The sequence below is a fragment of the Sphingomonas sp. genome (assembly GCF_965200105.1).
Classification (GTDB): Bacteria; Pseudomonadota; Alphaproteobacteria; order Sphingomonadales; family Sphingomonadaceae; genus Solisphingomonas.
Genome location: NZ_CBDATN010000001.1, coordinates 117969 through 139475 on the forward strand (window position 1 = coordinate 117969; position 21507 = coordinate 139475).

Annotated in this window: 28 protein-coding genes and 1 pseudogene; 17 read left to right on the forward strand and 12 right to left on the reverse strand. The window is 67.2% G+C overall.

The genetic code is table 11. The features are described 5' to 3' along the window. From ACOFKX_RS00550 to ACOFKX_RS00560, 3 genes are all read right to left on the reverse strand, one after another. A complete protein-coding gene (locus ACOFKX_RS00550) occupies positions 1-642 on the reverse strand; it encodes a hypothetical protein (RefSeq protein WP_419825150.1) in 642 nt (213 codons plus the stop codon). 64 nt (positions 643-706) lie between these two features. Then, the gene (locus ACOFKX_RS00555) at positions 707-1042 is read right to left on the reverse strand and encodes a hypothetical protein (protein WP_419825151.1); all 336 of its coding nucleotides are present in this window, start codon (positions 1040-1042) and stop codon (positions 707-709) included. Position 1043: 1 nt separating this feature from the next. After that, complete coding sequence (locus ACOFKX_RS00560; RefSeq protein WP_419825152.1) at positions 1044-1475, reverse strand: hypothetical protein; 432 nt, start codon at positions 1473-1475, stop codon at positions 1044-1046. 200 nt (positions 1476-1675) lie between these two features. Between ACOFKX_RS00560 and ACOFKX_RS00565 the strand changes: the two genes are divergently transcribed. Next, a complete protein-coding gene (locus tag ACOFKX_RS00565; protein WP_419825153.1) occupies positions 1676-2161 on the forward strand; it encodes a hypothetical protein in 486 nt (161 codons plus the stop codon). 20 nt (positions 2162-2181) lie between these two features. After that, entirely contained in the window at positions 2182-2412 is a 231-nt protein-coding gene (locus ACOFKX_RS00570) for a hypothetical protein (protein WP_419825154.1), read from the forward strand. Here the strand turns inward: ACOFKX_RS00570 and ACOFKX_RS00575 are convergent. Genes ACOFKX_RS00575 through ACOFKX_RS00595 form a run of 5 tightly spaced genes read right to left on the reverse strand, consistent with a single transcriptional unit; the run spans position 2409 to position 6181 of the window. Next, positions 2409-3995: a terminase large subunit gene (locus tag ACOFKX_RS00575; protein WP_419825155.1), complete on the reverse strand. Its 1587-nt coding sequence runs from the start codon at positions 3993-3995 to the stop codon at positions 2409-2411. The genes ACOFKX_RS00570 and ACOFKX_RS00575 overlap by 4 nt on opposite strands. Continuing rightward, positions 3988-4617 carry a hypothetical protein gene (locus ACOFKX_RS00580; protein WP_419825156.1) on the reverse strand — a complete coding sequence of 210 codons (630 nt, stop codon included), beginning with the start codon at positions 4615-4617 and terminating at the stop codon, positions 3988-3990. The genes ACOFKX_RS00575 and ACOFKX_RS00580 overlap by 8 nt, the downstream gene beginning before the upstream one ends. Next, positions 4610-4762 carry a hypothetical protein gene (locus tag ACOFKX_RS00585; protein ID WP_419825157.1) on the reverse strand — a complete coding sequence of 51 codons (153 nt, stop codon included), beginning with the start codon at positions 4760-4762 and terminating at the stop codon, positions 4610-4612. The genes ACOFKX_RS00580 and ACOFKX_RS00585 overlap by 8 nt, the downstream gene beginning before the upstream one ends. Then, the gene (locus tag ACOFKX_RS00590) at positions 4762-5421 is read right to left on the reverse strand and encodes a hypothetical protein (protein WP_419825158.1); all 660 of its coding nucleotides are present in this window, start codon (positions 5419-5421) and stop codon (positions 4762-4764) included. The genes ACOFKX_RS00585 and ACOFKX_RS00590 overlap by 1 nt, the downstream gene beginning before the upstream one ends. Then, a complete protein-coding gene (locus tag ACOFKX_RS00595) occupies positions 5381-6181 on the reverse strand; it encodes a helix-turn-helix domain-containing protein (RefSeq protein WP_419825159.1) in 801 nt (266 codons plus the stop codon). Before ACOFKX_RS00595 ends, ACOFKX_RS00590 begins: the two co-directional genes overlap by 41 nt. Before the next feature lie 394 nt (positions 6182-6575). Between ACOFKX_RS00595 and ACOFKX_RS00600 the strand changes: the two genes are divergently transcribed. Then, positions 6576-6764, forward strand: a complete 189-nt coding sequence (locus ACOFKX_RS00600; RefSeq protein WP_419825265.1) for a DUF6538 domain-containing protein — start codon at positions 6576-6578, stop codon at positions 6762-6764. A gap of 629 nt (positions 6765-7393) precedes the next feature. On the opposite strand, the gene ACOFKX_RS00605 is transcribed toward ACOFKX_RS00600, so the two are convergent. Further along, positions 7394-8326 (reverse strand): LysR family transcriptional regulator, encoded by a 933-nt coding sequence (locus ACOFKX_RS00605; RefSeq protein WP_419825160.1) that lies wholly within the window; start codon positions 8324-8326, stop codon positions 7394-7396. Positions 8327-8424: 98 nt separating this feature from the next. Here ACOFKX_RS00605 and ACOFKX_RS00610 point away from each other — a divergent pair, with 98 nt between their 5' ends. The 5 genes and pseudogenes from ACOFKX_RS00610 to ACOFKX_RS00630 all read left to right on the forward strand — a co-directional run bounded on the left by ACOFKX_RS00610 (position 8425) and on the right by ACOFKX_RS00630 (position 12170). Next, positions 8425-9081: a DsbA family protein gene (locus ACOFKX_RS00610; protein ID WP_419825161.1), complete on the forward strand. Its 657-nt coding sequence runs from the start codon at positions 8425-8427 to the stop codon at positions 9079-9081. A 73-nt stretch (positions 9082-9154) separates the two neighbouring features. Then, a complete protein-coding gene (locus ACOFKX_RS00615) occupies positions 9155-9700 on the forward strand; it encodes an NAD(P)-dependent oxidoreductase (protein WP_419825162.1) in 546 nt (181 codons plus the stop codon). A gap of 11 nt (positions 9701-9711) precedes the next feature. Beyond that, positions 9712-9912 (forward strand): annotated as a pseudogene (locus tag ACOFKX_RS00620) (MFS transporter); the annotation flags it as partial. 259 nt (positions 9913-10171) lie between these two features. Beyond that, positions 10172-11117, forward strand: a protein-coding gene (locus ACOFKX_RS00625) for an IS630 family transposase (protein WP_419825163.1) whose coding sequence is annotated in 2 segments (ribosomal slippage) — positions 10172-10509 and positions 10508-11117 — 948 coding nt in all. Because the reading frame shifts where the segments join, the coding sequence is not laid out codon by codon here. Between the two features lie 106 nt (positions 11118-11223). After that, a protein-coding gene (locus ACOFKX_RS00630) for an IS630 family transposase (RefSeq protein ID WP_419825164.1) occupies positions 11224-12170 on the forward strand; the annotation gives its coding sequence in 2 pieces (ribosomal slippage) (positions 11224-11560 and positions 11560-12170; 948 coding nt in all). A gap of 142 nt (positions 12171-12312) precedes the next feature. On the opposite strand, the gene ACOFKX_RS00635 is transcribed toward ACOFKX_RS00630, so the two are convergent. Then, complete coding sequence (locus tag ACOFKX_RS00635) at positions 12313-12954, reverse strand: DUF1109 domain-containing protein (RefSeq protein ID WP_419825165.1); 642 nt, start codon at positions 12952-12954, stop codon at positions 12313-12315. Further along, positions 12951-13487 (reverse strand): sigma-70 family RNA polymerase sigma factor, encoded by a 537-nt coding sequence (locus ACOFKX_RS00640; protein WP_419825166.1) that lies wholly within the window; start codon positions 13485-13487, stop codon positions 12951-12953. The genes ACOFKX_RS00635 and ACOFKX_RS00640 overlap by 4 nt, the downstream gene beginning before the upstream one ends. Positions 13488-13582: 95 nt before the next feature. Between ACOFKX_RS00640 and ACOFKX_RS00645 the strand changes: the two genes are divergently transcribed. The 9 genes from ACOFKX_RS00645 to ACOFKX_RS00685 all read left to right on the forward strand — a co-directional run bounded on the left by ACOFKX_RS00645 (position 13583) and on the right by ACOFKX_RS00685 (position 20174). Further along, a complete protein-coding gene (locus ACOFKX_RS00645) occupies positions 13583-14305 on the forward strand; it encodes a DUF1223 domain-containing protein (protein ID WP_419825167.1) in 723 nt (240 codons plus the stop codon). A 71-nt stretch (positions 14306-14376) separates the two neighbouring features. After that, a complete protein-coding gene (locus tag ACOFKX_RS00650; protein ID WP_419825168.1) occupies positions 14377-14652 on the forward strand; it encodes a hypothetical protein in 276 nt (91 codons plus the stop codon). A 61-nt stretch (positions 14653-14713) separates the two neighbouring features. After that, positions 14714-15535, forward strand: a complete 822-nt coding sequence (locus ACOFKX_RS00655; protein WP_419825169.1) for a cytochrome b/b6 domain-containing protein — start codon at positions 14714-14716, stop codon at positions 15533-15535. Next, positions 15532-16293 (forward strand): molybdopterin-dependent oxidoreductase, encoded by a 762-nt coding sequence (locus ACOFKX_RS00660; RefSeq protein ID WP_419825170.1) that lies wholly within the window; start codon positions 15532-15534, stop codon positions 16291-16293. The genes ACOFKX_RS00655 and ACOFKX_RS00660 overlap by 4 nt, the downstream gene beginning before the upstream one ends. Positions 16294-16681: 388 nt before the next feature. Then, positions 16682-17080 (forward strand): DoxX family protein, encoded by a 399-nt coding sequence (locus ACOFKX_RS00665; protein ID WP_419825171.1) that lies wholly within the window; start codon positions 16682-16684, stop codon positions 17078-17080. A 45-nt stretch (positions 17081-17125) separates the two neighbouring features. Beyond that, positions 17126-18019 (forward strand): hemolysin family protein, encoded by an 894-nt coding sequence (locus ACOFKX_RS00670; protein WP_419825172.1) that lies wholly within the window; start codon positions 17126-17128, stop codon positions 18017-18019. 52 nt (positions 18020-18071) lie between these two features. Continuing rightward, positions 18072-19409 (forward strand): PQQ-dependent sugar dehydrogenase, encoded by a 1338-nt coding sequence (locus ACOFKX_RS00675; protein ID WP_419825173.1) that lies wholly within the window; start codon positions 18072-18074, stop codon positions 19407-19409. A 72-nt stretch (positions 19410-19481) separates the two neighbouring features. Next, a complete protein-coding gene (locus ACOFKX_RS00680) occupies positions 19482-19811 on the forward strand; it encodes a hypothetical protein (RefSeq protein ID WP_419825174.1) in 330 nt (109 codons plus the stop codon). Between the two features lie 108 nt (positions 19812-19919). Continuing rightward, positions 19920-20174 (forward strand): hypothetical protein, encoded by a 255-nt coding sequence (locus ACOFKX_RS00685; RefSeq protein WP_419825175.1) that lies wholly within the window; start codon positions 19920-19922, stop codon positions 20172-20174. Positions 20175-20193: 19 nt separating this feature from the next. On the opposite strand, the gene ACOFKX_RS00690 is transcribed toward ACOFKX_RS00685, so the two are convergent. Continuing rightward, entirely contained in the window at positions 20194-21501 is a 1308-nt protein-coding gene (locus ACOFKX_RS00690; protein WP_419825266.1) for an ATP-binding protein, read from the reverse strand. Positions 21502-21507 lie beyond the last annotated feature (6 nt).

Below are 21507 nucleotides of genomic sequence, written 5' to 3' on the forward strand. Positions count from 1 at the left end.
TCAATCGTCCTCATGCTGGCCGGGGGCCGAAGCCCCCGGCGCGGTGACAGTCGACGGCCTCTCGGCGTTGACAGGGGCATCCTCGTCCTGGTGGTCGGCCATGAGCCGGTCAGCGCAGGCGAGGAAAATGCGGCGCGCGAGCTGCGACGTGGGGATGCAGACGCATGGGAAATGGGGCGGGCCGCCCGGCTCCTCGTCGGAGAACAGGCCGGGGTGGTAGGTGTAGAACGCGCCGGTCGTTGGCTCCTGCCACACACCCTGCGTGCGCCAGCGGCGCTCGCCGCCCAAATGGTCGGGCGCTCGGTGCGCCCAATGCCACACCTCGAAGAACGTCCCGTCCTCGTCGGTAATTTCGCGCTTCTCGCCGGCGAAATACTCGTTGACGCCAGTGGCAGCGACGGCCGCCGCTTCCGGGCTCAACTCAAGGTGCTCGGTGCAGAACCGCATGACATGCAGGCGCGAAATGCCGGCGATGCTGAAAAAGCGACGGCGCCGCTCTTGGTCGCCGTCGTCTCCCTCCAGCTTGAAGGCGCCGCGCTTCAGCCAGTTGTTGATTGCGGTCATAGGCACGCCGGCGATCTCCGCCGCCTCGCGCTGCGAGAATTGCGGCTCAAAGACATTGATCGGGTTGTCGCCGTTCATGCTTCCTTCCTACGCCACATTCCGGCGAATGCAAGTGAAAGCATTCACTGGAATGCGGAAGGTGCTACGGCCACCGCCACCCGGTCGCCGTCCGCACCAGTCCCATCTCCCCCGCGCGTCGATCGCGCTCGGCCTTGCGGTCGATCATCGGCCCGGTCGTCTGATCGACGCCGTAGAGCGGCACCGGGAGCTGGCGCCCATGCTCCTCTCGCGAGCCCCAGCCGCTCCGGCCGCCAAGCCGGACGAAGCCGCAGCCGTCGTCGCCGGCCTCGCATTGGTCGTGCTCCGGCTCCAGGTCGGTGAGCGGCGCGTCGTCGGCGTCCAGCATCTCGATCAGCAGGTCGATACGGTCCGCGATTGCGGCGCGGATTGCGGGCGCCAGCCGTGCGTGCGTGCCCATGTCAGCAGCCCTCCGCGCGAAGGCGGTCGAGCGCCAAGCCCAGGTAATGCGCCTCGCCAACGGTCGGCTTGCTCGTCTTGAACAGCGCGAACGCCTGCAAAGCGGCGGGCCGCTCGCCGATGACGGCCGGGGCCAGCGCTGCCGCTACCTTCTGCCGAGCGCCGTCGTCGAGCGCCGCGAGAATCGCCTGCAACAGCCGCGTCGCGACCGTATCCTCGATCGACAGCAGCAACTTGGCCTGCTCGTCCATTCGACGGTCGTGAGGATGGAGATACTTGCCCGGCCACTCGCCGGACTGGCGCGCGGCTATCGCGGAGCGCCGCTGCTCGGCGAAGCGGGCATTGTCGACCTTGCGACGTGCCGCAGTGGGTAGGCGAACGATGTTGGTAGGTGTGCGCGCCGGCGCGCCCGTGATAACGGGTGCAGTAGCCATGATCGTCTCCACGTAAGACGGTTGCGGTCAGAGCCGGGGCAGGGCAGCAACCTTGCCTCGGCTCGTTATTCCGGGTATCCCATTAACCATGTCAGCGTCAATAGCGGATACCCCGAAAGGTAGGCGTGGCCGCCCCTCGACCGGCGGCAGGCGCGAGGGCGTGATGGTCCGGTTTGAGGCCGATCAGCTCGCGACACTCGATGCTTGGATCGCGCGGCAAGAACCGTCTCCATCAAGGCCAGAAGCTATCCGGACGCTTATCGCTGGGGCACTGGTTTGAACCTTCAGACGCGGGCACGCCAATGTTGATCCTGCTCGGCGCAGCCGCACTTTCGGCCGTCGTACCCACTGGTTCGCCAACGCTTCAGACCTATGAACGCGCCGTAGCACCGTTCTATCAAAAGCAAGCAGTCGCAGGTTTTCTGGTCACGTGCGGTATCAGGTCAGATGCTTGGTATGGGACAGTGGTCAACACCTTGAACACTGCGCTGCTAAATGACGTAAAACTGCAATCAATTAAGAGTCGCCTTAGCAGGGAAGAACATGCCCAAGCGCTACACTACTTTGCCGAAGTAGGCGCTGCGGAGTACCGCTTTCAAGGCGGACTAAATCAACAGGCTTGTCAGCAGGCGGCAAACGCTTCGTTTTTGCCTTACTATGATCGACTAGCGGCTGGTGTCATGTAATCCGTTCTTGGAGATGGCTGATGAAGGTCATTCTTGAGTTTCCGACAGTTGATGGAATACCGACTGACTTCGAGGCGCTGCCGGAAGTCGGCGAGACAATCATCTCCGGCGGGGTATTAGGAGAAGCCAAATCCTATAAAGTCGTGGCTCGTCTTTACGCCTATAGCCAGCTTTCACAGACAATGTGCCCAGTCTTGAAGTTGGTTGAAGAGCAAAGCACAGACGAATGGATTGCAAGCTTTACGGGCTAAACCCACTCCAGCCCCGCCCCCCGGTACATCTTCGGCCCCTCATCCGTCGCCGCCATCCCGCACGCCATGATGGCGGCGACGATGCCGTCGATCCGGTCGATCGACTTGGCCTTGCTCGGCTTGCGGTTGCCCGCCGCGTCCGCCTCGATGATGACGTTGCCCGCCTGCCATTTCAGGATCGGCGAGCCGTTGTGCAGCATCCGCCGCTCCAGCACCGCGCGTTCGAAGGCGTCCACTGCCGCCGCGTAGGTCCGGAAGCCGGGCACGAACTCCACCAGCGGCAGCTCGATCCCCTCGTCCGCGAGCAGCTTCGCTAGATCCTCGAACCGCCAGCGATCGAAGGCGATCGTCTGCACGTCGTAGAGCTGGCGAATGTCCGCCAGGCGCCGCGCGATTGAGACGCGATCGGTGGCCCGGCCATTGGTCTTCTCGATCCAGCCGGCGTCCGCCCAGCGGTCATAGGGCACCCGGTCCCGCTCCACGCGCTCGCCGATCGTGTCCGCCGGCACGAAGTGCCAGACGAGCAGCTTACCGCTATCCGGGAACCACAGCGCCAGCGCGGTGAGGTCGCGCGTGCTCGACAGGTCCAGCCCGCCGTAGCACCGCTCCCCCTCCAGCTCGGCCACGTCGAATGGCTCGGCGTTCGCCTCCCAGTCCGCCGGGTTGAGGAACCGCCCCTCCGCCGCGACGCGCTGGTTGAGGTTGAGCAGCCGGAACGCGGGCTCGAACGATGGCGAGCGCGCCGCCATCGCCGCCGCGTCCACGAAGTCCGTCTCGTTCAGGAAGGCGCCCAGCGCTGGGTTGGCAGCCGCCCAGGCATCGCGATCGTCGAGCGCGCAGTCCGCCGGCGCGCTGTGGAGCTGCGTGTAGACCGTGGGCGACGGCTCTGCGTCCAGCATCTCGGACCAGAAATGGAAGTCGTCGGCGGCTTGCGTGCTGATCGTCACGCCAAGCGCGTGCGCCCGCTTCGCCATGCCGGTCCGCAGGTTGTCCCACAGCTCGCGCGAGCGCCATTGCGCCACCTCGTCCGCGATCCAGAATGACGGCGCCAGGCCGTGCGCCTTCCGGGCGTCGCTGGTGAGCGCCGTCCAGGTCGAGCGATCCGCCTCCACCTCGATCGATTTGTGCCAGTCGCGCACGTTCACGGCCGCCGCCATCCACGGCGTCGCCTCCACGTAGTTGCGGACCATCCGGTACAGCACGCCCGCCTGCTCGCGATCGAGCGCGGCCGCGTAGCACTCCCCGTGGGGCTCCCGCATTGGCCCGAGCAGGTGCGCCAGCGACAGGCCCGCGAGCAGCGCCGACTTGCCGTTGCCGCGTGCCACCGACAGCGCCGCGAGGCGCACCATGCGCTCCCCCTCCGTCTCCGCGTACACGCCGCGCACGAAGCGCTCTTGGAACTCCAGCAGCTCCATCTTCTCGCCGGCGCGCAGCCCCGAGACAATCGGCAGCGTGCCGAGGAAGGCGAGCACCTGATCGGCCGCCGGCATCCCGCGCTTCGCCCACGGGTGGTGGACCTTGTTCGAGCCGGGGCGCCGCCCGGCCGCGCGCATCCGGCCCGCGCCGGGGCCGCGCTTACCCATTGCGACGGGTCCGATCCGCACGGCCGTTTGTTGAATGAAGCAACCTATGTGTATCGCATCCGGAGATCGGCCCATGAACGCTCGTGATCGTGCCAGCGCTACTCCGATCATCAGGTCCGACTGTGAAGTCGCTGGCCACCGGCTCAGGATGCTCTTTCCGGTTTCCGCGACTGAAGATTTCAGCGTCCTTCTGGCTCAGATCGACCTCGCCGACGACAGGCTGCACGAGCGTCGCACCGCGCCTGTCGTCGGCAACTAATTGAGCGTTTGGGTACGGGGTCGGTCCTACGCCGCCAGCCCTGAGCGATTTCTCGTGCCACGGATGCTCCGGATCGAGCGGGTTGCCGTCCGCGTCGCACCCCCGACGGGGCTTGCTGGATCGCACCGCGCCCGCTTCCACGCCCCGCGCCGTCTTCGCGCCGTGGCATGGCGCGCACATGCTGGTCAGCTCGTGCAGGCCCGGGAAGGCCGCGCCGCCCGCGCTGATCGGCGTGTCATGGTCGACGGTGTTGGCGAGCGTCAGCAACCCGGCCGCGTCGCACGGCTCGCACATGGGGTTTGCCGCCAGCTTCGCCTTGCGGAGGCGCTGCCATGTCGCGGTGTTGTAGGGCCAGTCAGCCATGATCGCGCTCCAGGCGCTTGGCGAGCTGGCGCAAGCCGCGCTCGATCTCGCTGCGGTTCTCGAAGAACCGCTCCGGGTTGCCCCAATCGGGGCGGAGCGCGCCGACGCGATGCGTCAGCCGCTCAAGCTGCTCTGCGGCGCCCATCACGGTTCCTCCACCGCAGGGCGCGCCTGCCAAGCATCATAGGCATCGCGGCCCATCATCTCGCGATAGTCGGATTCGGTCGGCTTGCGCGGGGTGCCGTAGTGGCGCGCTTTCATGTCAGGCGGCATCGGAGCATCGCCGGGTTCGGCGGCGCCGGCGGGATCGGGTTCGCCCTTGGCGAGCTGGAAGGCGCTGCCGTCTAGGTGGTAGCGCGTCAGCAAGCCGAGCTTGCGCATGAGCCGATTGGCGTCGCGCACGTCGGTTCGGGCGAGGCGATCGTCTGGGCGCGGCGGAGGCGGCGCGCACGGCCGAAGCTGGAGCGAGCCGTCTAGCACAACCCAAGCGACACCCTGCCGGGCGTGTGGGTCCGCCGCCATCTCGGCGTTCCGCTTCGCCGCGACGTGCTCCATCCAGTTGAAGCCCGCTGGTGCAGCGGTGCGCGGCCCGCCGTCGCGAGCTTCCAGCGCCTCGCGCATCAGGCGGATGAGGTCGGCTGCGGTCGGCAGGAACGGCGAGGTGCGGACCCACTCGACGACGGCGCGGCGGAGGATCAGCGGAGGCGCGTCGGCCAAGTCTTCCGCCAGCAGCCCCACCCGAGCCTTGAAGCCTTCGGGATCGTCACCGCAGGTATGCTGGAAGCGGACCTTCAGCTCCGCCACAATCTCGTGGATCGCCCTCGGAACCGTCTTCCGGGCGCGCGTGGGCGGCGGCGAGCATGTCGGCCGCGTATCCGCGCCGAGGTCTTGCCATGCGGTCAGGTCGCGACTGCCCCCCGGCCGAAGCGTGGTGGTCTCGTGGTGATAGTCCATTGCGGTGATCCTTGATCGGGAAGAGGCCTGTCCAGCCCTTGAGGGTCGACTGATCGAGCACCTCCCCAGGCGGATGGCCGTCGTCCGCGAGCTTCTTCAGCCCCTCGATCGCGAGTTGCAGGGCACGGGCCGTCGTCTTCGTGCCCTTGGTGCGGCGCATCTCCAGCCAGCCGTTCCAAGCGTCGGCAGGAACCCACTCGGGAACGTCGATCGCTACCGGCGTCCGCGCGCGTTTCTTCGGAGAAGACGAAGTCTTCGTAGAAGTGGTGGTTCTTGGTAGTTTGCTTGACACTGTGTCAGGGGTCGACCGACACTGTGTCAGGCCTGACGCCTTGTCAGGGGTGACACCATGGCAAGGGTGAACGGTGTAGACCGTACCGACGCCGGGCTTGATCTTGCGCGTGATGTGGCCGGCGCTCTCCAACGCGACCAGCGCACGATGGACGTGGCGCTCGCTCAAGCCGGTATCGCCGGCGATGCGCGGGATGCCGGGGTTGCACGAGGCAGTCGCGCTGTCGGCGCGCAGCGCCAGCACGAGAAGCACATGCTTCTCGGCCGGGGTCGCGAGCTGGAGCGCCATCGCCGCGTGTTGGAGGCCGAAGGTCGTCATGCGCGGAACCGCAGCGACAGGATCGGGCGGCGGTTGCCCGCCATGCCGTTTGTGCTATCCTCGATCTGCCCGCCTGCCCGGTGAGCAATGTTGGCGCTCGATCCGGTTGCAGCCGGATCGAGCGCTTTGCATTTCAGCCCAGGCGGAGCGCCAGAAAGGTTAGCCAACGCATTCGGGTCGCCTCGCGAAGTTGAGGCGGGAAGCGGGCTGGTTCGCCAATCTAAGTCGTTGATCGAGCCAGCTTGTTGCGAGCCCGTAGGGGTCACCAGGCACGCCCAAGTGACGGAATAGGCGGGTTTTCACGTCTCTCCACCCGCGATGTGTACAGAACATGGGTAGGGGGAAGCGTTAAGAAGACCAGCATGACGACGCCGTTCAGAACCCGCGCGACGGGATCCTTCTCTTCCGGCGCGAGGTGCCCGAGAAACTGTGCGCCGCCTTCGGCGGCAAGCCCCAGGTCAAGGTCTCGCTCGGCACCCGCGACCCTGTCGAGGCCAAGGCTGCGTTCGCGCGCGAGAACGCGGCGTTGGGAGGAGCGGCTGGCGGGCGCCAAGCTGCGCTGAGCCCGTCATTGGGCTTCTAAGAATATACAGCTTCTTGGCCCCATCGAGCGGAAGAACTATTTTGCGACCTCAGTAAGTCAATGATCGCGCACCTAAGGCAGGGTCGCGTGACAGCAACCAGTCGTCTGCGTCATCGGAATTTGTAAATATTCACGTTCGTGCTAATCTATGCAGGCAATCCATCTGCCGCTTCAGCAGCTGGGATCCGACGATGATCGTCAGCCTGTCAGTTGGCTTATAAACGCAGCCAACGGTTTTGGCGATCTCATCGGTTGGCGCAAGCGTTTTCACCGATGCGTTACGATTGTCCACCGAAACGAACGCTTCGCTCGTGCAAGCGAACCTTGCCAATCGCATCTGTCGATTAGTCTAAGTAGCCTCTCGCCTCGTCCAGAGACTAGGATACAGAACATCTCGCTCGAACGACTCTGGTGAGCGGCTCGGCATAAAGCTCGACCTTTGTGTCCTGAAGGAAGTAACCTACACCGAACCATATAATGGGCAGTAATGTCAGGAGCCGATCAGGTGTTGACGTGAAGCTGCGTTAATGCCGATCCAACACGCGTATCCCTGCAAGGGCTCGACGTTGCGCGATGCTGGGGCGTGCGCACTCCTCTATCGTGCGACTGCTTCCGAACGCCTTCGATATTCAATCTGCCGTCGTCAGCGCCGCGAAATAGCGCAGCAGTGCATCGGCGGCGACGCGGGCCTTGGCCACCCCGCCCCCGCTTCTGGGCATGACCATCGTCACGGGCACCGAGGGAGGTCGCCAGTCGGGCAACAGGCGGACGAGCCTGCCCTGTTCAAGCGCCGGGCGGGCATCGGGGTAGAAAAGCGACGCCAACCCCATTCCTTCCTCGCAGAGCTGGTGGAGGGCGACCTGGCTCGTGGTGCCGATGCGGATCGCCAACGGCACGCGCTCCTGCCGTCCCTTGCCATTTGTGAGGTGGAGCATTGTCCCGGGGCCGCGCTCGCCGTCCTCACTGACCGCCTCGTCGTCCTCCCCCTCCATCGCCAGCCAGTCATGCTCCGGCAGGTCAGCCGGCGTCGCTGGAGCGCCGCGCCGGCCAAGATAGGCGGGCGATGCGCAGAGAATGCCCTCGAAATCGCAGAGCTTGCGACCGATCCAATTCGTGTCCGGAAGCCCGCCGACCCGCACCGCCAGATCGACCCGGGCGTCGATCAGGTCGACCAGCTTGTCGTCAAGGATCAGCTTCAGCCGCAGGCAAGGCCAGTCGGCGAGCACCGGCGCGAGCGCGGGGGAGATGTGCGCCGCGAACCCGATCGGCGCCGCGACCCGGAGTTCGCCGGTCGGGGCATCGCGCGCCTGCTCCAGCGAGGCGGCCGCCCCGTTGCGCGCCTCAAGCAGGCGCTTGCAATAGGGCAGGCAACGTTCACCCGCCTCCGTCAGCGTCAGCTTGCGCGTCGAGCGATGCAACAGCACGACGCCGGTCCGCGCCTCCAGCGCGCGGATGGTCTGGCTGACCGCGGACGGCGTCATCCGGAGCCGCCGGGCGGCGGCGCTCATCGAGCCGGCCGAGACGGTCTCGGCGAAGACCGCATAGTGGCGAAGATCCTCCATCGATAAACTCCGCTTCAGGGAGTTAGCTGGAATGGCCCGCTAATCCGCCGAGCGTGAAGCCCCTATCTCCGATCCTGTCCAGGAATAAGGAGGCAGCGATGCCCGGCCCCTTGTTGCACTACATCTACGACCCGCTCTGCGGCTGGTGCTACGCGGCGACGCCGATGGTGGACGCGGCCGCGGCGGCCGGCATCGTCCTGTCGCTTCACGGCGGCGGGCTGTGGGATGCCCCGACCAGGCTTGCTCGCGACAAGCTGGCCTACATCCGCCAGAGCGACGCGCGTATCGGCGCGCTCACCGGCCAGTGGTTTGGCGACGAGTATCTGAACGGCCTGCTCGGTGACGACGCCACCGTGTTCTGGTCGCAGCCGACGATCGCGGCGGTGCTGGCGGCGGGCGAGGTCGAGCCGGGCGCGGAGCGCCGGATGCTGCACGCGATCCAAAAGGCGCATTACCTCGCGGGCCTGCGCGTGGTCGAACCGGACGTTCTCGTCGGCGTCGCCGCCGATATCGGCTTGGACCGAGCGGCGTTCCCGGCAGCATTCGCGCCCGACGCCGCGGCGGAACATATCAACCACACTCGCGGCTTCATGACGCGATCGGGCCTGCGCGGCTTCCCCGGCTTCGTGCTGGAGAACGGAGCCGAGTTGGTCCGGGTGCCGCACGAAGATTTCTACGCCCGGCCCGACGCGTTCGTCCAGGCGCTCGCCGGCCTGTCATCCACCCTGTCCCCCCAAGAGGAGTTCATCGCATGAGGATCGCCCTGATCGGCGCCACCGGCTTTGTCGGCGCCAAGCTGCTCGCGGAAACCCTGGCCGCGGCCATGAGGTGACCGCCATTGTCACTGACCCGTCCGGGCTGCCGTCGGCCGCGACGCTGCGCGCCTCGCAGGCCGATGCGACGGACGCCGACGCGCTCGCGCAGGCGGTAACCGGCCATGACCTTGTCATCAGCGCCTTCAACCCCGGCCGCGACCCCGACGGCACGGGCACGCAGGCTATCATCGACGGGGTCAGGCGGTCGGGCGTCGATCGCCTGCTGACGGTCGGCGGTGCCGGCACGTTGGAGATCGCGCCCGGCAAACGAGTGATCGACCAGCCCGATTTTCCGGCCGAGTGGAAGGCGGGCGCGCTCAGGACCGCGGCCTTCCTTGACCAGTTGCGCGCCGAGACCGAGCTCGACTGGGTGTTCATCAGCCCGGCCGCGCATCTGGAGCCGGGTGAGCGCACCGGGCGCTACCGCGTCGGCGGCGACCGACTGATGATCGACGAGTCAGGCGACAGCCGCATCTCGCTGCAGGACTATGCCGTCGCGATGCTCGACGAGGCCGAGCGTCCCGCGCACCATCGCGCGCGCTTCTCGGTCGCCTACTGAAGCGCCGGCTCGTGACGTCTCCCGCCAGAAGCCCGCGTCGCAGCGACATCGTTCACGCAGGCCTGGCGCTCGGCGGCTTCGCGATCGGCACGACCGAGTTCGCGACGATGAGCATTCTGCCGCTGTTCGCCCGCGACCTCCACGTTGACCTGCCGACCGGCGGGCGGGCGATCAGCGCTTATGCGATCGGGGTGGTCGTCGGCGCGCCGCTCTCGCCGATGGCGGCGCTTTACGTTGGCTTCCCTAATGGTGCGGTTCATCGCTCAACCTGTCCGTGGTCAGGGGATCCTTCGGCTCGGTGAGCCGGTGTTTGATGCCGTTCTTTCGCAGAGCATGGCGAACATGTACGTGTGGGATCGTGCGATCGGTCCGTCGGCTTAGAGCGGTTTTCGGGCGAGCTGGATCGGCAGGGATTCACACGGCGGCGGTTTTCTGATTCACGATCCCTGCTGGCGCAGGAGGCCGGCATGGATGGGCCGAGCCTTGTCGCCTGATCTTAGGGACCGGGTGGTTGCTGCCGTTGAGGGCGGAGTGTCGTGCCGGCAGGCGGCCGAGCGGTTCGGCGTCAGCGCGGCGAGCGCGATCCGCTGGCGGCAGCTTGCGCTCCAGCACGGCACGCCGGCCGCCAAGCCGCAGGGTGGAGATCGCCGCACGGCGAAAATCGAGGACCATGCAGCCTTCATTCTGAACGCAACTGGCCAGCAACCTAATGCGACGCTGGCGGCGTTGCGGATCATGCTGGCGGAGCGCGGCGTGAGCACCAGCATCGCCACGCTGAGGCGCTTCTTCGCCCAGCACGGGATCACGCGCAAAAAAGACCGGTCATGCGACGGAGCAGGACCGTCCCGACGTCCTGAAGCGCTGCGAGGAATGGTTCGAGGGTCAGCTCGAACTCAATCCCGAGCGGCTGGTGTTCATCGACGAAACCTGGGCATCCACAAACATGGCACGCCGCTATGGACGCTGTCGCCGTGGCGAGCGCCTGCGCGCTGGCGTCCCGTTCGGTCACTGGAAGACGACCACCTTCACAGCCGGCCTGCGCCGCACCGGCATGGTTGCGCCCTGGGTGCTGGACAGGCCCATGAACGCCGACGCGTTCCTCACGTACGTCACTCGCGTCCTTGTACCCGAACTTGCCCGTGGCGACGTGGTCATCATGGACAACCTGTCAAGCCACAAGGCGCCAGCCGTGCGCGCCGCCATTGAGAGCGTCGGTGCCAGGCTCCTGTTCCTCCCGCCTTACAGCCCCGACTTCAACCCCATCGAGCAGGCGTTCTCCAAGCTGAAGGCACATCTGCGCAAGGTCGCCGAGCGAACCATCCACGGCCTGTGGGACGCCATCGGCCGCATCCTCGTTCTCTATCCGTCCCAGGAATGCGCCAACTACTTCGCTGCCTGCAACTACGATGCAGACTGATCGAAAACCGCTCTACAGCGGTTTTCGAGCGGGCTGAATCGGCTGGGATTCACACGGCTAGGATTTTCTCATTCATGATCCATGCTGGCGGAGGAGGCTGGCATGGATGGGTCGAGCCTTATCGCGTGATCTTCGGGATCGTGTCGTTGCTGCCGTTGAAGGTGGGATGTCGTGCCGGCGAGCGGCCGAGCGGTTCGGCGTCAGCGCGGCGAGCGCGATACGGTGGCGGCAGCTGGCGGTGCGTCATGGCGTGCCGGCGGCCAAGCCGCAGGGCGGAGATCGTCGAACGGCGAAGATCGAGGAGCATGCGTCCTTCATCCTGGACGCAATCGAGCAGCAGCCCGATCCGACCTTGGCGGAGTTGCGCGAGATGCTGGTGGCGCGTGGCGTGAGCGTCAGCATCGCCACGCTGTGGCGCTTCTTCGCCCGGCACGGGATCACGCGCAAAAAAAGACCGGCCACGCGAGCGAGCAGGACCGTCCCGAAATCCTGAAGCAGCGCGGGAAATGGTTCGACGGCCAACTCGACCTGGACCCCGAGCGGCTGGTGTTCATCGACGAGACCTGGGCCAGCACCAACATGGCGCGGCGCCATGGCCGCTGCCAGCGGGGCGAGCGCCTGCGCGCCGACATCCCGTTCGGTCACTGGAAGACAACCACCTTCGTCGCCGGCCTGCGCCGCACGGGCATGGTTGCGCCCTGGGTACTCGACGCACCCATGAACGCCGACGCTTTCCTCACCTACGTCACCCGTGTCCTCGTGCCTGAACTCGGACCCGGCGACGTGGTCATCATGGATAACCTGTCGAGCCACAAGGCGCCGGCCGTGCGCGACGCCATCGAGAGCGTCGGCGCCAGGCTGCTCTTCCTCCCGCCCTACAGCCCCGACTTTAATCCGATCGAGCAGGCCTTCTCCAAGCTGAAGGCGCACCTGCGAAAGGCAGCCGAGCGCACCATCCACGGCCTCTGGAACGCCATCGGCCGCATCCTCGACCTCTACTCGCCACAGGAACGCGCCAACTACTTCGCTGCCTGCAACTACGATGCAGACTGATCGAAAACCGCTCTAGCGCGGCGGGAATCTGAACTGAATGCCATTTTCTCGCCAGATATCGGCCGATGCCGTAAAGACGGAAGGTCGCCGGAGAACATCGTCCGCAGCAAGCCAGCGGCAGCGTCCGCCCGAAGTGCCTAGTCTACCAGCGCAGCAACCGAGGCCCGAGCAGCGCCCCCACGCTCGCGGCGAGGCCGATGCCGAGCGTATACCAGGTCAGCACGAATATGGCCGACACCTCCGGGCAGTGCAAGCAGTAGAGCGTCGCTGCCCATGCGCCCGCAGCGAAACCGGCGGCGGCGCCGGCCGCGCGGAGCCGGGTAGGTGCCAGTCGGCGGAAGGACCATAACAGGCCGACGAAGATTGGTGCTGCCAGCAGCAGCACCAGCCAAGGGCAGATCCTCCACGTATGTCCGAGCCACATCGCCAGCCAGTCGCCGGCGGGAACATGCGCCATCTCGATCGCCCCCACGATCGCTAGCAGCGCGAACGGGAGGGCGACTGGCCAGAAGCGGGCGAGCCGCACCGGCTCGGGCCGCGCCAGCCGCAAAGTCATCGCCACCGCGCCGATCCCGAGCGAGATCGTGTAGGCCCACTTCATCCAGAAGGCGAAGCCGCGCATGGCGACGCCGAGATCGGATCGGACGCCGAGCCCGAGTGCGACGAGGATCATTGTCACCGCGCCGCCGGCGAGGATGCCGACGCCGAGACGACGGGCAGGCCCGTGACGCGGCACCGGCGGGACGTCGGCGGCAAGCCGCTCGATAAGAGTGTCCGTCTTCATCGGCGCTCGCCCATGATTCGTGCAGCCAGCGTTTTCAGCCCACGGTGAACGGAGACCTTGACGTCGGACTCGCCGATGCCGGCGGCCTCCGCCGCCTCGAAGGTGCTGAACCCGTTGAGGCGGGTGCGGCGGATCGCGGCGGCCTGCTTGTGCGGCAGCCCGTCGAGCAGCCTCTCGACGTCGATGCTCGCGTTGCTCGCCTCTTCGAAGCTCTCGACGGACGGCACCTCGCCGGAGTCCTCGACGGCGTAGTGGCGACGGGTGCGACGCAGATGATCGATCATCTTATAGCGCGCGATCGAGAACAGCCACGCCGTGAACGGCCGGTCGCGGTCGTAGCTGGCGCGGCGGGTGTGAACGGCGATCAATGTTTCCTGCACCAAATCCTCTAGTTCCGCGCCATCGCCCAGGCGGCGACGGTAGAACCCGCGCAGCAGCGGTACGAGCGATCTCAGCAACGCGGCATGCGACGCCGCGTCCCCGTCGAGGCCGCCCGCCATCCAAGTCCTGAGCTGATCCTCGCTTGTCGGCATCCGAACTCCGGACCTACCTTCGTCGCCGGTCGAATAATGAGACGACACCTGCGACCGACTTGTAACCGAAACAAGAGCCGGTACGAATAGCCAGTATGACCAAACTGATCCTCCTGGCTGCGGCCGCAGCGTTCCCGCTCTTTGGTGCCTATGCGCTGACGGCCAATGCGACCGTCGCCGGCTCAACCCCAGCGAACGTTCACCCGACCGTCGTCGAGCTTTTCCAGAGCCAGGGCTGCTCGTCCTGCCCGCCGGCCAACGCGAATCTCAACGCGATCGCCGATCGGCCCGACGTGCTCGCGCTGTCGTTCGCGGTCACCTACTGGGACCAGCTCGGCTGGAAGGACACGTTCGGCTCGCCGCGCTGGACCGCGCGTCAGTGGGACTATGCCCGTCGCGCGGGCCGGCCGCAGGTCGCTACGCCGCAGGTGATCGTCAACGGCGATACGACGATCGTGGGCAGCAACCGGGCGCAGCTCGATGCCGTGATCGCTCGGGCCGGCTCGCCACGTGGCGGGCCTGATCTCACCGTCGATCACGGCGCGCTGAAGCTCGCCGCCGGCGCGCATGCCGCGCCCTCGACCGTGTGGCTGGTCCGCTACGACCCTCGCGTTCGCAATGTGCCGATCCGCGCCGGCGAGAACGGCGGCAGGACGCTGCCTCATCGCAACATCGTCCGCGATCTGACGAGGCTGGGGACCTGGAACGGCGCCGCGGCCACCTTCCGTCTCACGCCGCACGCTGAGCAGGGGCTCGCATCGGCTGTTCTCGTGCAGCAAGGCTCCGGCGGCCCGATCATCGCCGCGCGCCGCATCTGACCGCACCCGCCGCCGGGCGCCGCGGCGGACCGTTTCATTCAGGCGCCAGCATCATTCAAGGAGACTATATCATGCGTGCAGTCACAATGCTCGGCCTCTGCGCCCTGTCGCTTTCCGCCGCCGCGCCTGCGTTCGCGCAGGATGCGATGGCATCGCACGACCAGATGTCAGCCCACGATCACATGGCGTCGGGCGGCATGAAGATGTCGGCCGCGGACACGCGCAAGATGAAGAGCTGCAACGCCATGTCGCACGATACCATGATGAAGAATGCCGGCTGTGCGAAGATCATGAAGGTGCACCCGGAGATGATGAAGCACGACGAGATGATGAAGTCTGGGCACTAAGCAAGGCCGGAGGCGCGCGCCATGCGCGTGCCTCCAAACTCTCGATGATAGGGGTCGATCGATGTCGTCCGCGTCCACGGATCATGCGCCGGCAAGCGGCGAGCTGATCTACCGTCAACGTCGCCCGGTGCGGATCTGGCACTGGATCAATGCACTGGCGATGATCGTCATGCTGATGAGCGGGCTGATGATCTTCAACGCCCACCCGCAGCTCTACTGGGGCCAGTACGGCGCCAACCACGAGGTACCCTGGCTGGAGATCGGGGCCGCCAACAACAACGGCTTCCTCCGGCTTGGCCCGGTGACCCTGCCGACCACAGGCTTGCTGGGTCTCGTACACGGGCAAGCGCGTGCGTTTCCCCCGCTCGTGACGATCCCGTCGAGCTACGATCTCGCAGGCGCGCGGCAGTGGCATTTCTTCTTCGCCTGGCTCCTCGTCGTGCCGGGCCTACTGTTCTGGCTGTGGAGCTTCGCCACGCGCCACGCTCAGCGCGACCTCGCGCCGACGCCCGACGAGCTCCGGCCGCGCAACCTGTGGCAGGACATCAAAAATCATGCCCTGTTGCGCTTCCACACCGGTGAGGCGGCGCGGCGCTACAACGTGCTCCAGAAGCTGAGCTATGTCGGCGTCATCTTCGGATTAATCCCGGCTATGGTGCTCACCGGATTGACGATGTCGCCGGGCATCGATGCGGCATGGCCATGGCTGCTCGACCTGTTCGGCGGCCGCCAGTCGGCGCGCTCGATCCACTTCATCTGCGCAGCGCTGCTGTTTGGGTTCATCCTCGTCCACCTCCTGATGGTGGTGCTCGCGGGCCCGCTCAACGAACTGCGCTCGATCGTCACCGGCTGGTACCGGCTGCCCGAGGAGCGCGCGAAATGAGCGCGCTCACGCGGCGCGGCCTGATCGGCTCGCTTGGCGTCGGCGCGGGCGGCCTGCTGCTCTCGGGCTGCGACCGGATCGCGGCCGCACCCAAGGTGCAGGAGGTGCTCGGCCTCGGCGAGGGACTGACGATGCGCGCGCAGCGGCTGGTGACCGACCGCACCGCGCTCGCGCGCGAGTACAAGGCGTCCGACATGTCGCCCGTGTTCCGCACCAACGGCAACACGATGCCGGCCAGCGACGCCTATCAGGCGCATGTCAGGAACGGCTTCGCCGACTGGCGGCTGGCGGTCGACGGCCTCGTGCGGCGGCCCCAGGCGCTCTCGCTCGCGCAGATCAGGGCGATGCCCGCGCGGACCCAGATCACCCGGCACGACTGCGTCGAGGGCTGGAGCGCGATCGGCAAGTGGCATGGCCTGCCGCTGAAGCTGGCGCTGGACGCGGCGGGCGTTCTGCCCTCGGCGCGCTACGTTGTGTTCCACTGCGCCGACGACTTCGGTGGCGATCCCTATTATGAGAGCGTCGATCTCGTCGACGCCTATCATCCGCAGACAATCCTCGCCTGGGGCATGAACGACCAGCCGCTCGGTGTCGGCCACGGCGCGCCGCTCAGACTCCGGCTGGAGCGCCAGCTCGGCTACAAGCAGGCCAAGTACGTCATGCGGGTGGAGGCGGTCGACAGCCTCGGCCGGATCGGCGGCGGCAAGGGCGGCTATTGGGAAGACTCGGCCAATTACCAATGGTATGCGGGAATCTGATGCCCGACGCCGCTCGTCCCGGCGCGCTCATTGTCCCGACTCAAGTCGCTCGATCACCATTCGCATCTTCAGCGAGGGCGTGCGGCGGCTCGGATACCGAAACCGCCGCCGGTGACGGCTACGACCCACCGCCGCCCGAGCATCTGCTTGACCGACAGAATAAGGTTTATCTCAGGAGCGGTGGCAGGCTCGCCCACGAGATCGGCCACCGGAGTTCCGCCGGCTAACCGAGCGGCAAGGCTCCTCTGCAACCGTTCGACCGCCGCCGTCGGGTCGATCGACCGACGCCCACCGGTCACGTCGCGGCGAGACGTACTCGCCTCCCGCGGCCCGCAGAAGCAACGTCGCGCGCGCTTGTCGGCGAGAGCCCGGCGTGGCAGGCGGGAGCATGGACGCGAGCCGAAGCGCCGTCGCGCGCTGGACGATCATCCCCTTCTATCTCTTTGCGGGGGCCGTCCACCTGACGAACCCCGGCTTCTTCGTCCCCGTCGTGCCCGGCTGGGTACCCTCCCCGCGCACCGTCGTGCTCGCCACCGGCGCGTGCGAGGTCGCCGGCGCGATCGGCCTTGCGGTGCCGCGCATCCGCGCCTTTGCGGGCATCATGCTCGCGCTTTATGCCGTGGGCGTCTATCCCGCGAACATCCAGCATGCGGTGCGCGACCTCTCGACTGGCTCCGGGCTCGGCTGGTGGTACCATGCTCCGCGCCTGTTCGCGCAGCCGCTGATCGTCTGGTGGGCGCTGCTTGCCGGCCGCGTCGTCGGGCGCCCTCGACTCCGCGCCGCCTAGGCCGTTACATTCGGTCGACGGTTAGAAGGACGATGTCGCGAACCCATGCCCGAGGATTCCAGTAGAAGCCCCCATGCCGGCGGGGGGATGTGGTCCGGCCTGAGGCACCTGCTGTTCGGCGATGATGCCGAGCCGACGTTGCGCGATCAGATTTTCGACGCGATCGAGGAGCACGCCGGCGAGCCCACCGACGCGCGCGATCTCTCGCCGGCCGAGCGCGTCATGCTCTCCAACCTGCTCGAGTTCGGCGAGCGCACGGTCCGCGACGTGGCGGTGCCGCGCGGCGACATCGTTGCGGTCGACGAGGCGGCGCCGTTCGAGGCGCTGGTTGCGCTGTTCGCCGAGGCCGGCCACTCGCGCCTGCCCGTCTTCCGAGAGACGCTCGACACCGTTGTCGGCATGATCCACATCAAGGACGTGTTCGCCATCCTCGCCGGCACCGCGCCGCGCCCGGACGCGATCGCGGCGCTCGTTCGCGAGCCGCGCTACGTACCGACGGCGATGGGGGTGATCGACCTGCTGGCCGAGATGCGCGCGACGCAGACGCACCTTGCCATCGTCGTCGACGAATATTCGGGCACCGAGGGGCTCGTCACGATCGAGGATCTCGTCGAGGAGATCGTCGGCGACATCGAGGACGAGCATGACGAGGCGCCCGCCGAGCTGCTCGTGCCGCTGGACGACGGCTTGTGGGACGCCGACGCGCGCGCCGAACTGGACGACGTCGCTGAGACGATCGATCCGCGCCTCGCCGAGACTCAGGAGCCGGTCGATACGCTCGGCGGGCTGGCGGCGCTGATCGCCGAGCGTATCCCGCGCGTGGGCGACGTGCTCGTCCACGACAGCGGCTGGCGGCTGGAGGTGACGGACGGGGACCAGCGCCGCGTCACCCGGCTGCGCCTGCACCCCCCCGTCGCGGAACCCGTCGACGGTGGCTGAGGTTCTCCGGATGCCTGGGTCGGGGCACGCGACCCGCCACGAGGATCGTCCGATGCGCCATGTCCACCGTCCGCTCGCGGCGGCGCTCCTGCTGAGCGCGACCGCCTGCGGCAGCCACGCCAAGCTGGACGTTGCGGCGGGCCAGGGACTCAACCCGGTGCTGCCTGCTGAAGTCCACAGCCCGCTGCCGACCGTCAAGATCGCGGACAATATCGGCTGGGGCACGGGCCAGGCACCGACGCCGGCCGCCGGACTCCAGGTCGTCGCCTTCGCGCGCGGGCTCGATCACCCGCGCTGGCTGCTCGTGCTTCCGAATGGCGACACGCTCGTCGCCGAGACCAACGCGCCGCCCAAGCCCGACGACACTTCGGGCATCAAGGGCTTCTTCGAGCGCATCGCGCTCAAGAAGGCCGGCGGCGCTTCGCCCTCCCCCAACCGGATCACGTTGCTGCGCGATACGGACGGCGACGGCGTGTCCGATCAGCGCAGCGTCTTCCTGCAGGGCCTCAACAGCCCGTTCGGCATGGCGCTCGTGGGCGGTACGCTCTACGTTGCCGACACCGATGCTCTGCTCGCCTTCCCTTACGAAACCGGCGCGACCAGGATCGCGGCGCCGCCGCGCAAGGTGACCGACCTGCCGGGCGGTCGCATCAACCATCACTGGACCAAGAACGTGATCGCCTCGCCGGACGGCTCCAGGCTCTACGTGACGGTCGGCTCGAACTCGAACGTCGACGAGAAGGGCATCGCCGTCGAGCAGGCGCGCGCCGCGATCTGGGAAGTCGACCCAAGAACGGGCGCGCACCGCATCTTTGCGGGCGGGCTGCGCAACCCCAACGGCATGGTGTTCGAGCCGAGGTCGGGCGCGCTGTGGACGGTCGTCAACGAGCGCGACGAACTCGGGTCGGATCTCGTGCCCGACTACCTGACCTCGGTGCGGCCGGGCGGCTTCTACGGCTGGCCGTGGCGCTACTATGGCAGCCGCGTCGACGCGCGCGTGAAGGACCCGGCGCCGCCGGAGGCCGCACGCAGCATCAGCCCCGACTACGCACTTGGCCCGCACACGGCATCGCTGGGGCTCGCCTCGGCTGCCGGCGCCAAGCTCGGCGGCGGCTTCTCGAACGGCGTGTTCGTGGGCCAGCATGGTTCCTGGAACCGAAATCCGCCATCGGGCTACAAGGTGATCTTCGTGCCGTTCGCGAACGGCCGCCCGACAGGCGCCAAGCCGATCGACGTGCTGGGCGGCTTTCTGGGCGATGGCGGGAAAGCGCACGGGCGGCCTGTGGGAGTCGCGGTTGATCGTGGCGGCGGGCTGCTGGTCGCGGACGATGCCGGCAACGCGGTGTGGCGAGTCACGGCGGCAGCTACTGTCAAGGTTGCCACCCGCTGAATGGCGGGCTCAGAAGTGGTTCATTCGCGGGACGTTAAGCAAGGCTGTCGTCGCTTCTTCAGGAGACAGGCAATGCGTCATTCCCGTCTGGTCCCGCTCGCCGCCGCGGCTACGCTGGCGGGTGCTACACTCGTCGCCACGGCGCCTGCCGAGGCCCGGACTTTCGTCTCAGTCGGTATCGGCACGCCCGGCTTCGGCTATGGCTACCCTGCTTACGGCTACTATCCCGCTTACGGTTACCCAGCCTATGGCTACTATCCTGCTTATTACGGCCCTCGCTTCGTCGGTGGCGGTTACTGGGGCGGCCCGCGTTATCGCTACGGCGGTTATGGCTATCGAGGTGGTTATGGTTATCGGGGCGGTTACGGCTACCGGGGCTATGGTCATCGCGGCTGGCGTTGAACATCTCCGGATAGGCGCGGTTGCCGACGCGTGAACGGCGGCCTCAGCGGCGGTTCACCGCTTCCTCGCTACTTCGGGCGAATCGGGGAAGGACAGAGGAGTGAAGCCATGAGGATCGTCTCGATCGCTGCCGCCGCCATGATGGGCCTGTCGGCATTGGCTGCGGCGGCGCCCGCCGCCGCCGAAGGCCGGCACGGCTACGATCATGGCCGCCACGACGGCGGCTTGCGTTACGACGGCTACTACCGCCACGACGGCTATGGCCGCCCTGGCTATCATCCCCGTGCTTGGCGTCACCGCGATGCGCGCTGGCATCATGCAGAATGGCGGCGTCACCACGGCTATCACGGTCGTCACTGGTAAGCGTACCTCGCCGCGGCGGTCACGCCGCGGCGGGGAGCGTCAGGCGGACGAGCAGCCCGCCCAAGTCCTCGCTCTCGTCCAGCGTCACCGCGCCGCCGTAGAGTTCGGCGACATCGCGCACGATCGCGAGGCCGAGGCCGGTGCCGGGCTTGCCCGTATCGAGCCGTGCCCCACGCCCGAAGATCGCGACGCGCTCCGCCTCCGGGATGCCGTGACCGTCGTCCTCGACCAGCAGCTCGACTGCGTCGGCCACCCTGGTGAGCGTGGCGAAGACGCGGCCACCGCCATATTTGGCGGCGTTCTCGATGAGGTTGCCGATCATCTCGTCGAGATCCTGGCGCTCGACGCGGGCGATCGCGCGCCGGTCGCCGTCGAGATCGATCACGGCGTCCGAGTACAGCACCTCCACCGCCTTCGCCACCGCCTCGAGCGATGGCCACATCTCCGCCCGGCTCTGCGCCGATCCGCGTCGGCCTAGTGCGCGGGCGCGCGCGAGGTGATGATCGACCTGCCGCCGCATCGTGCGCGCCTCGCGCATCACCGTCTCCGGCAGCGTCGCCGAGTGCGCGTTGACCTCGTTCATGATGACGGTGAGCGGCGTCTTCAGTGCGTGCGCCAGGTTGCCGGCATGGGTTCGCGCCTCCTCCGCCTGCTTCTCGTTGAAGGAGAGCAGGTCGTTCAGCTCCTCGACCATTGGCCGGATCTCCAGCGGTACCGCGACGTCCACGCGCGTATCGTGGCCCGAACGGACGGCGGCGATGGCGAGCCGCACGCGCCGGAGCGGCCACAGACCGTAGATCGTCTGCAGCGCGGACAGCACCATCAGCCCCAGGCCCAGCATTGCGAAGCTGCGGATCAGCGTGCGCCGCAGCACCGCGACCTGCGCGTTCAGAACGTCGCGCGAGGCGGCGACCTGAAATCGCCACCTCACCGGCGAACCCGGCAGTCGCACGTCCTGCTCGACCACGCGCAGAGGCTCGTCCCTGAACTGATGGCTGTCATAGGCGCGTACCCGGGGCGCCGGTCGGCCGAGGTCCACGCTCAGCGTCTGGTCCCACAGCGACCGCGACGGGAAAGGTTCGTGGCCCTTGCCCGAGACCTGCCAATAGAGCCCCGAATAGGGTTCGAGGAAGCGCTGGTCGGCAAGCGGGCGGGTGAAGCGCACCTCGCTATCGGAACCGACATCGGCCTGAACGATCATCGCGGTGAGGATATAATCGAGCTGGCTGTCAAAGTTGGCGGTGATCGAGCGCGTCAGCACGCGGTCCATCGCGAAACCGCCGCCCGCCAGCAGCACCACGATCCAGAATGCCGCGATGCCGATCATGCGTCG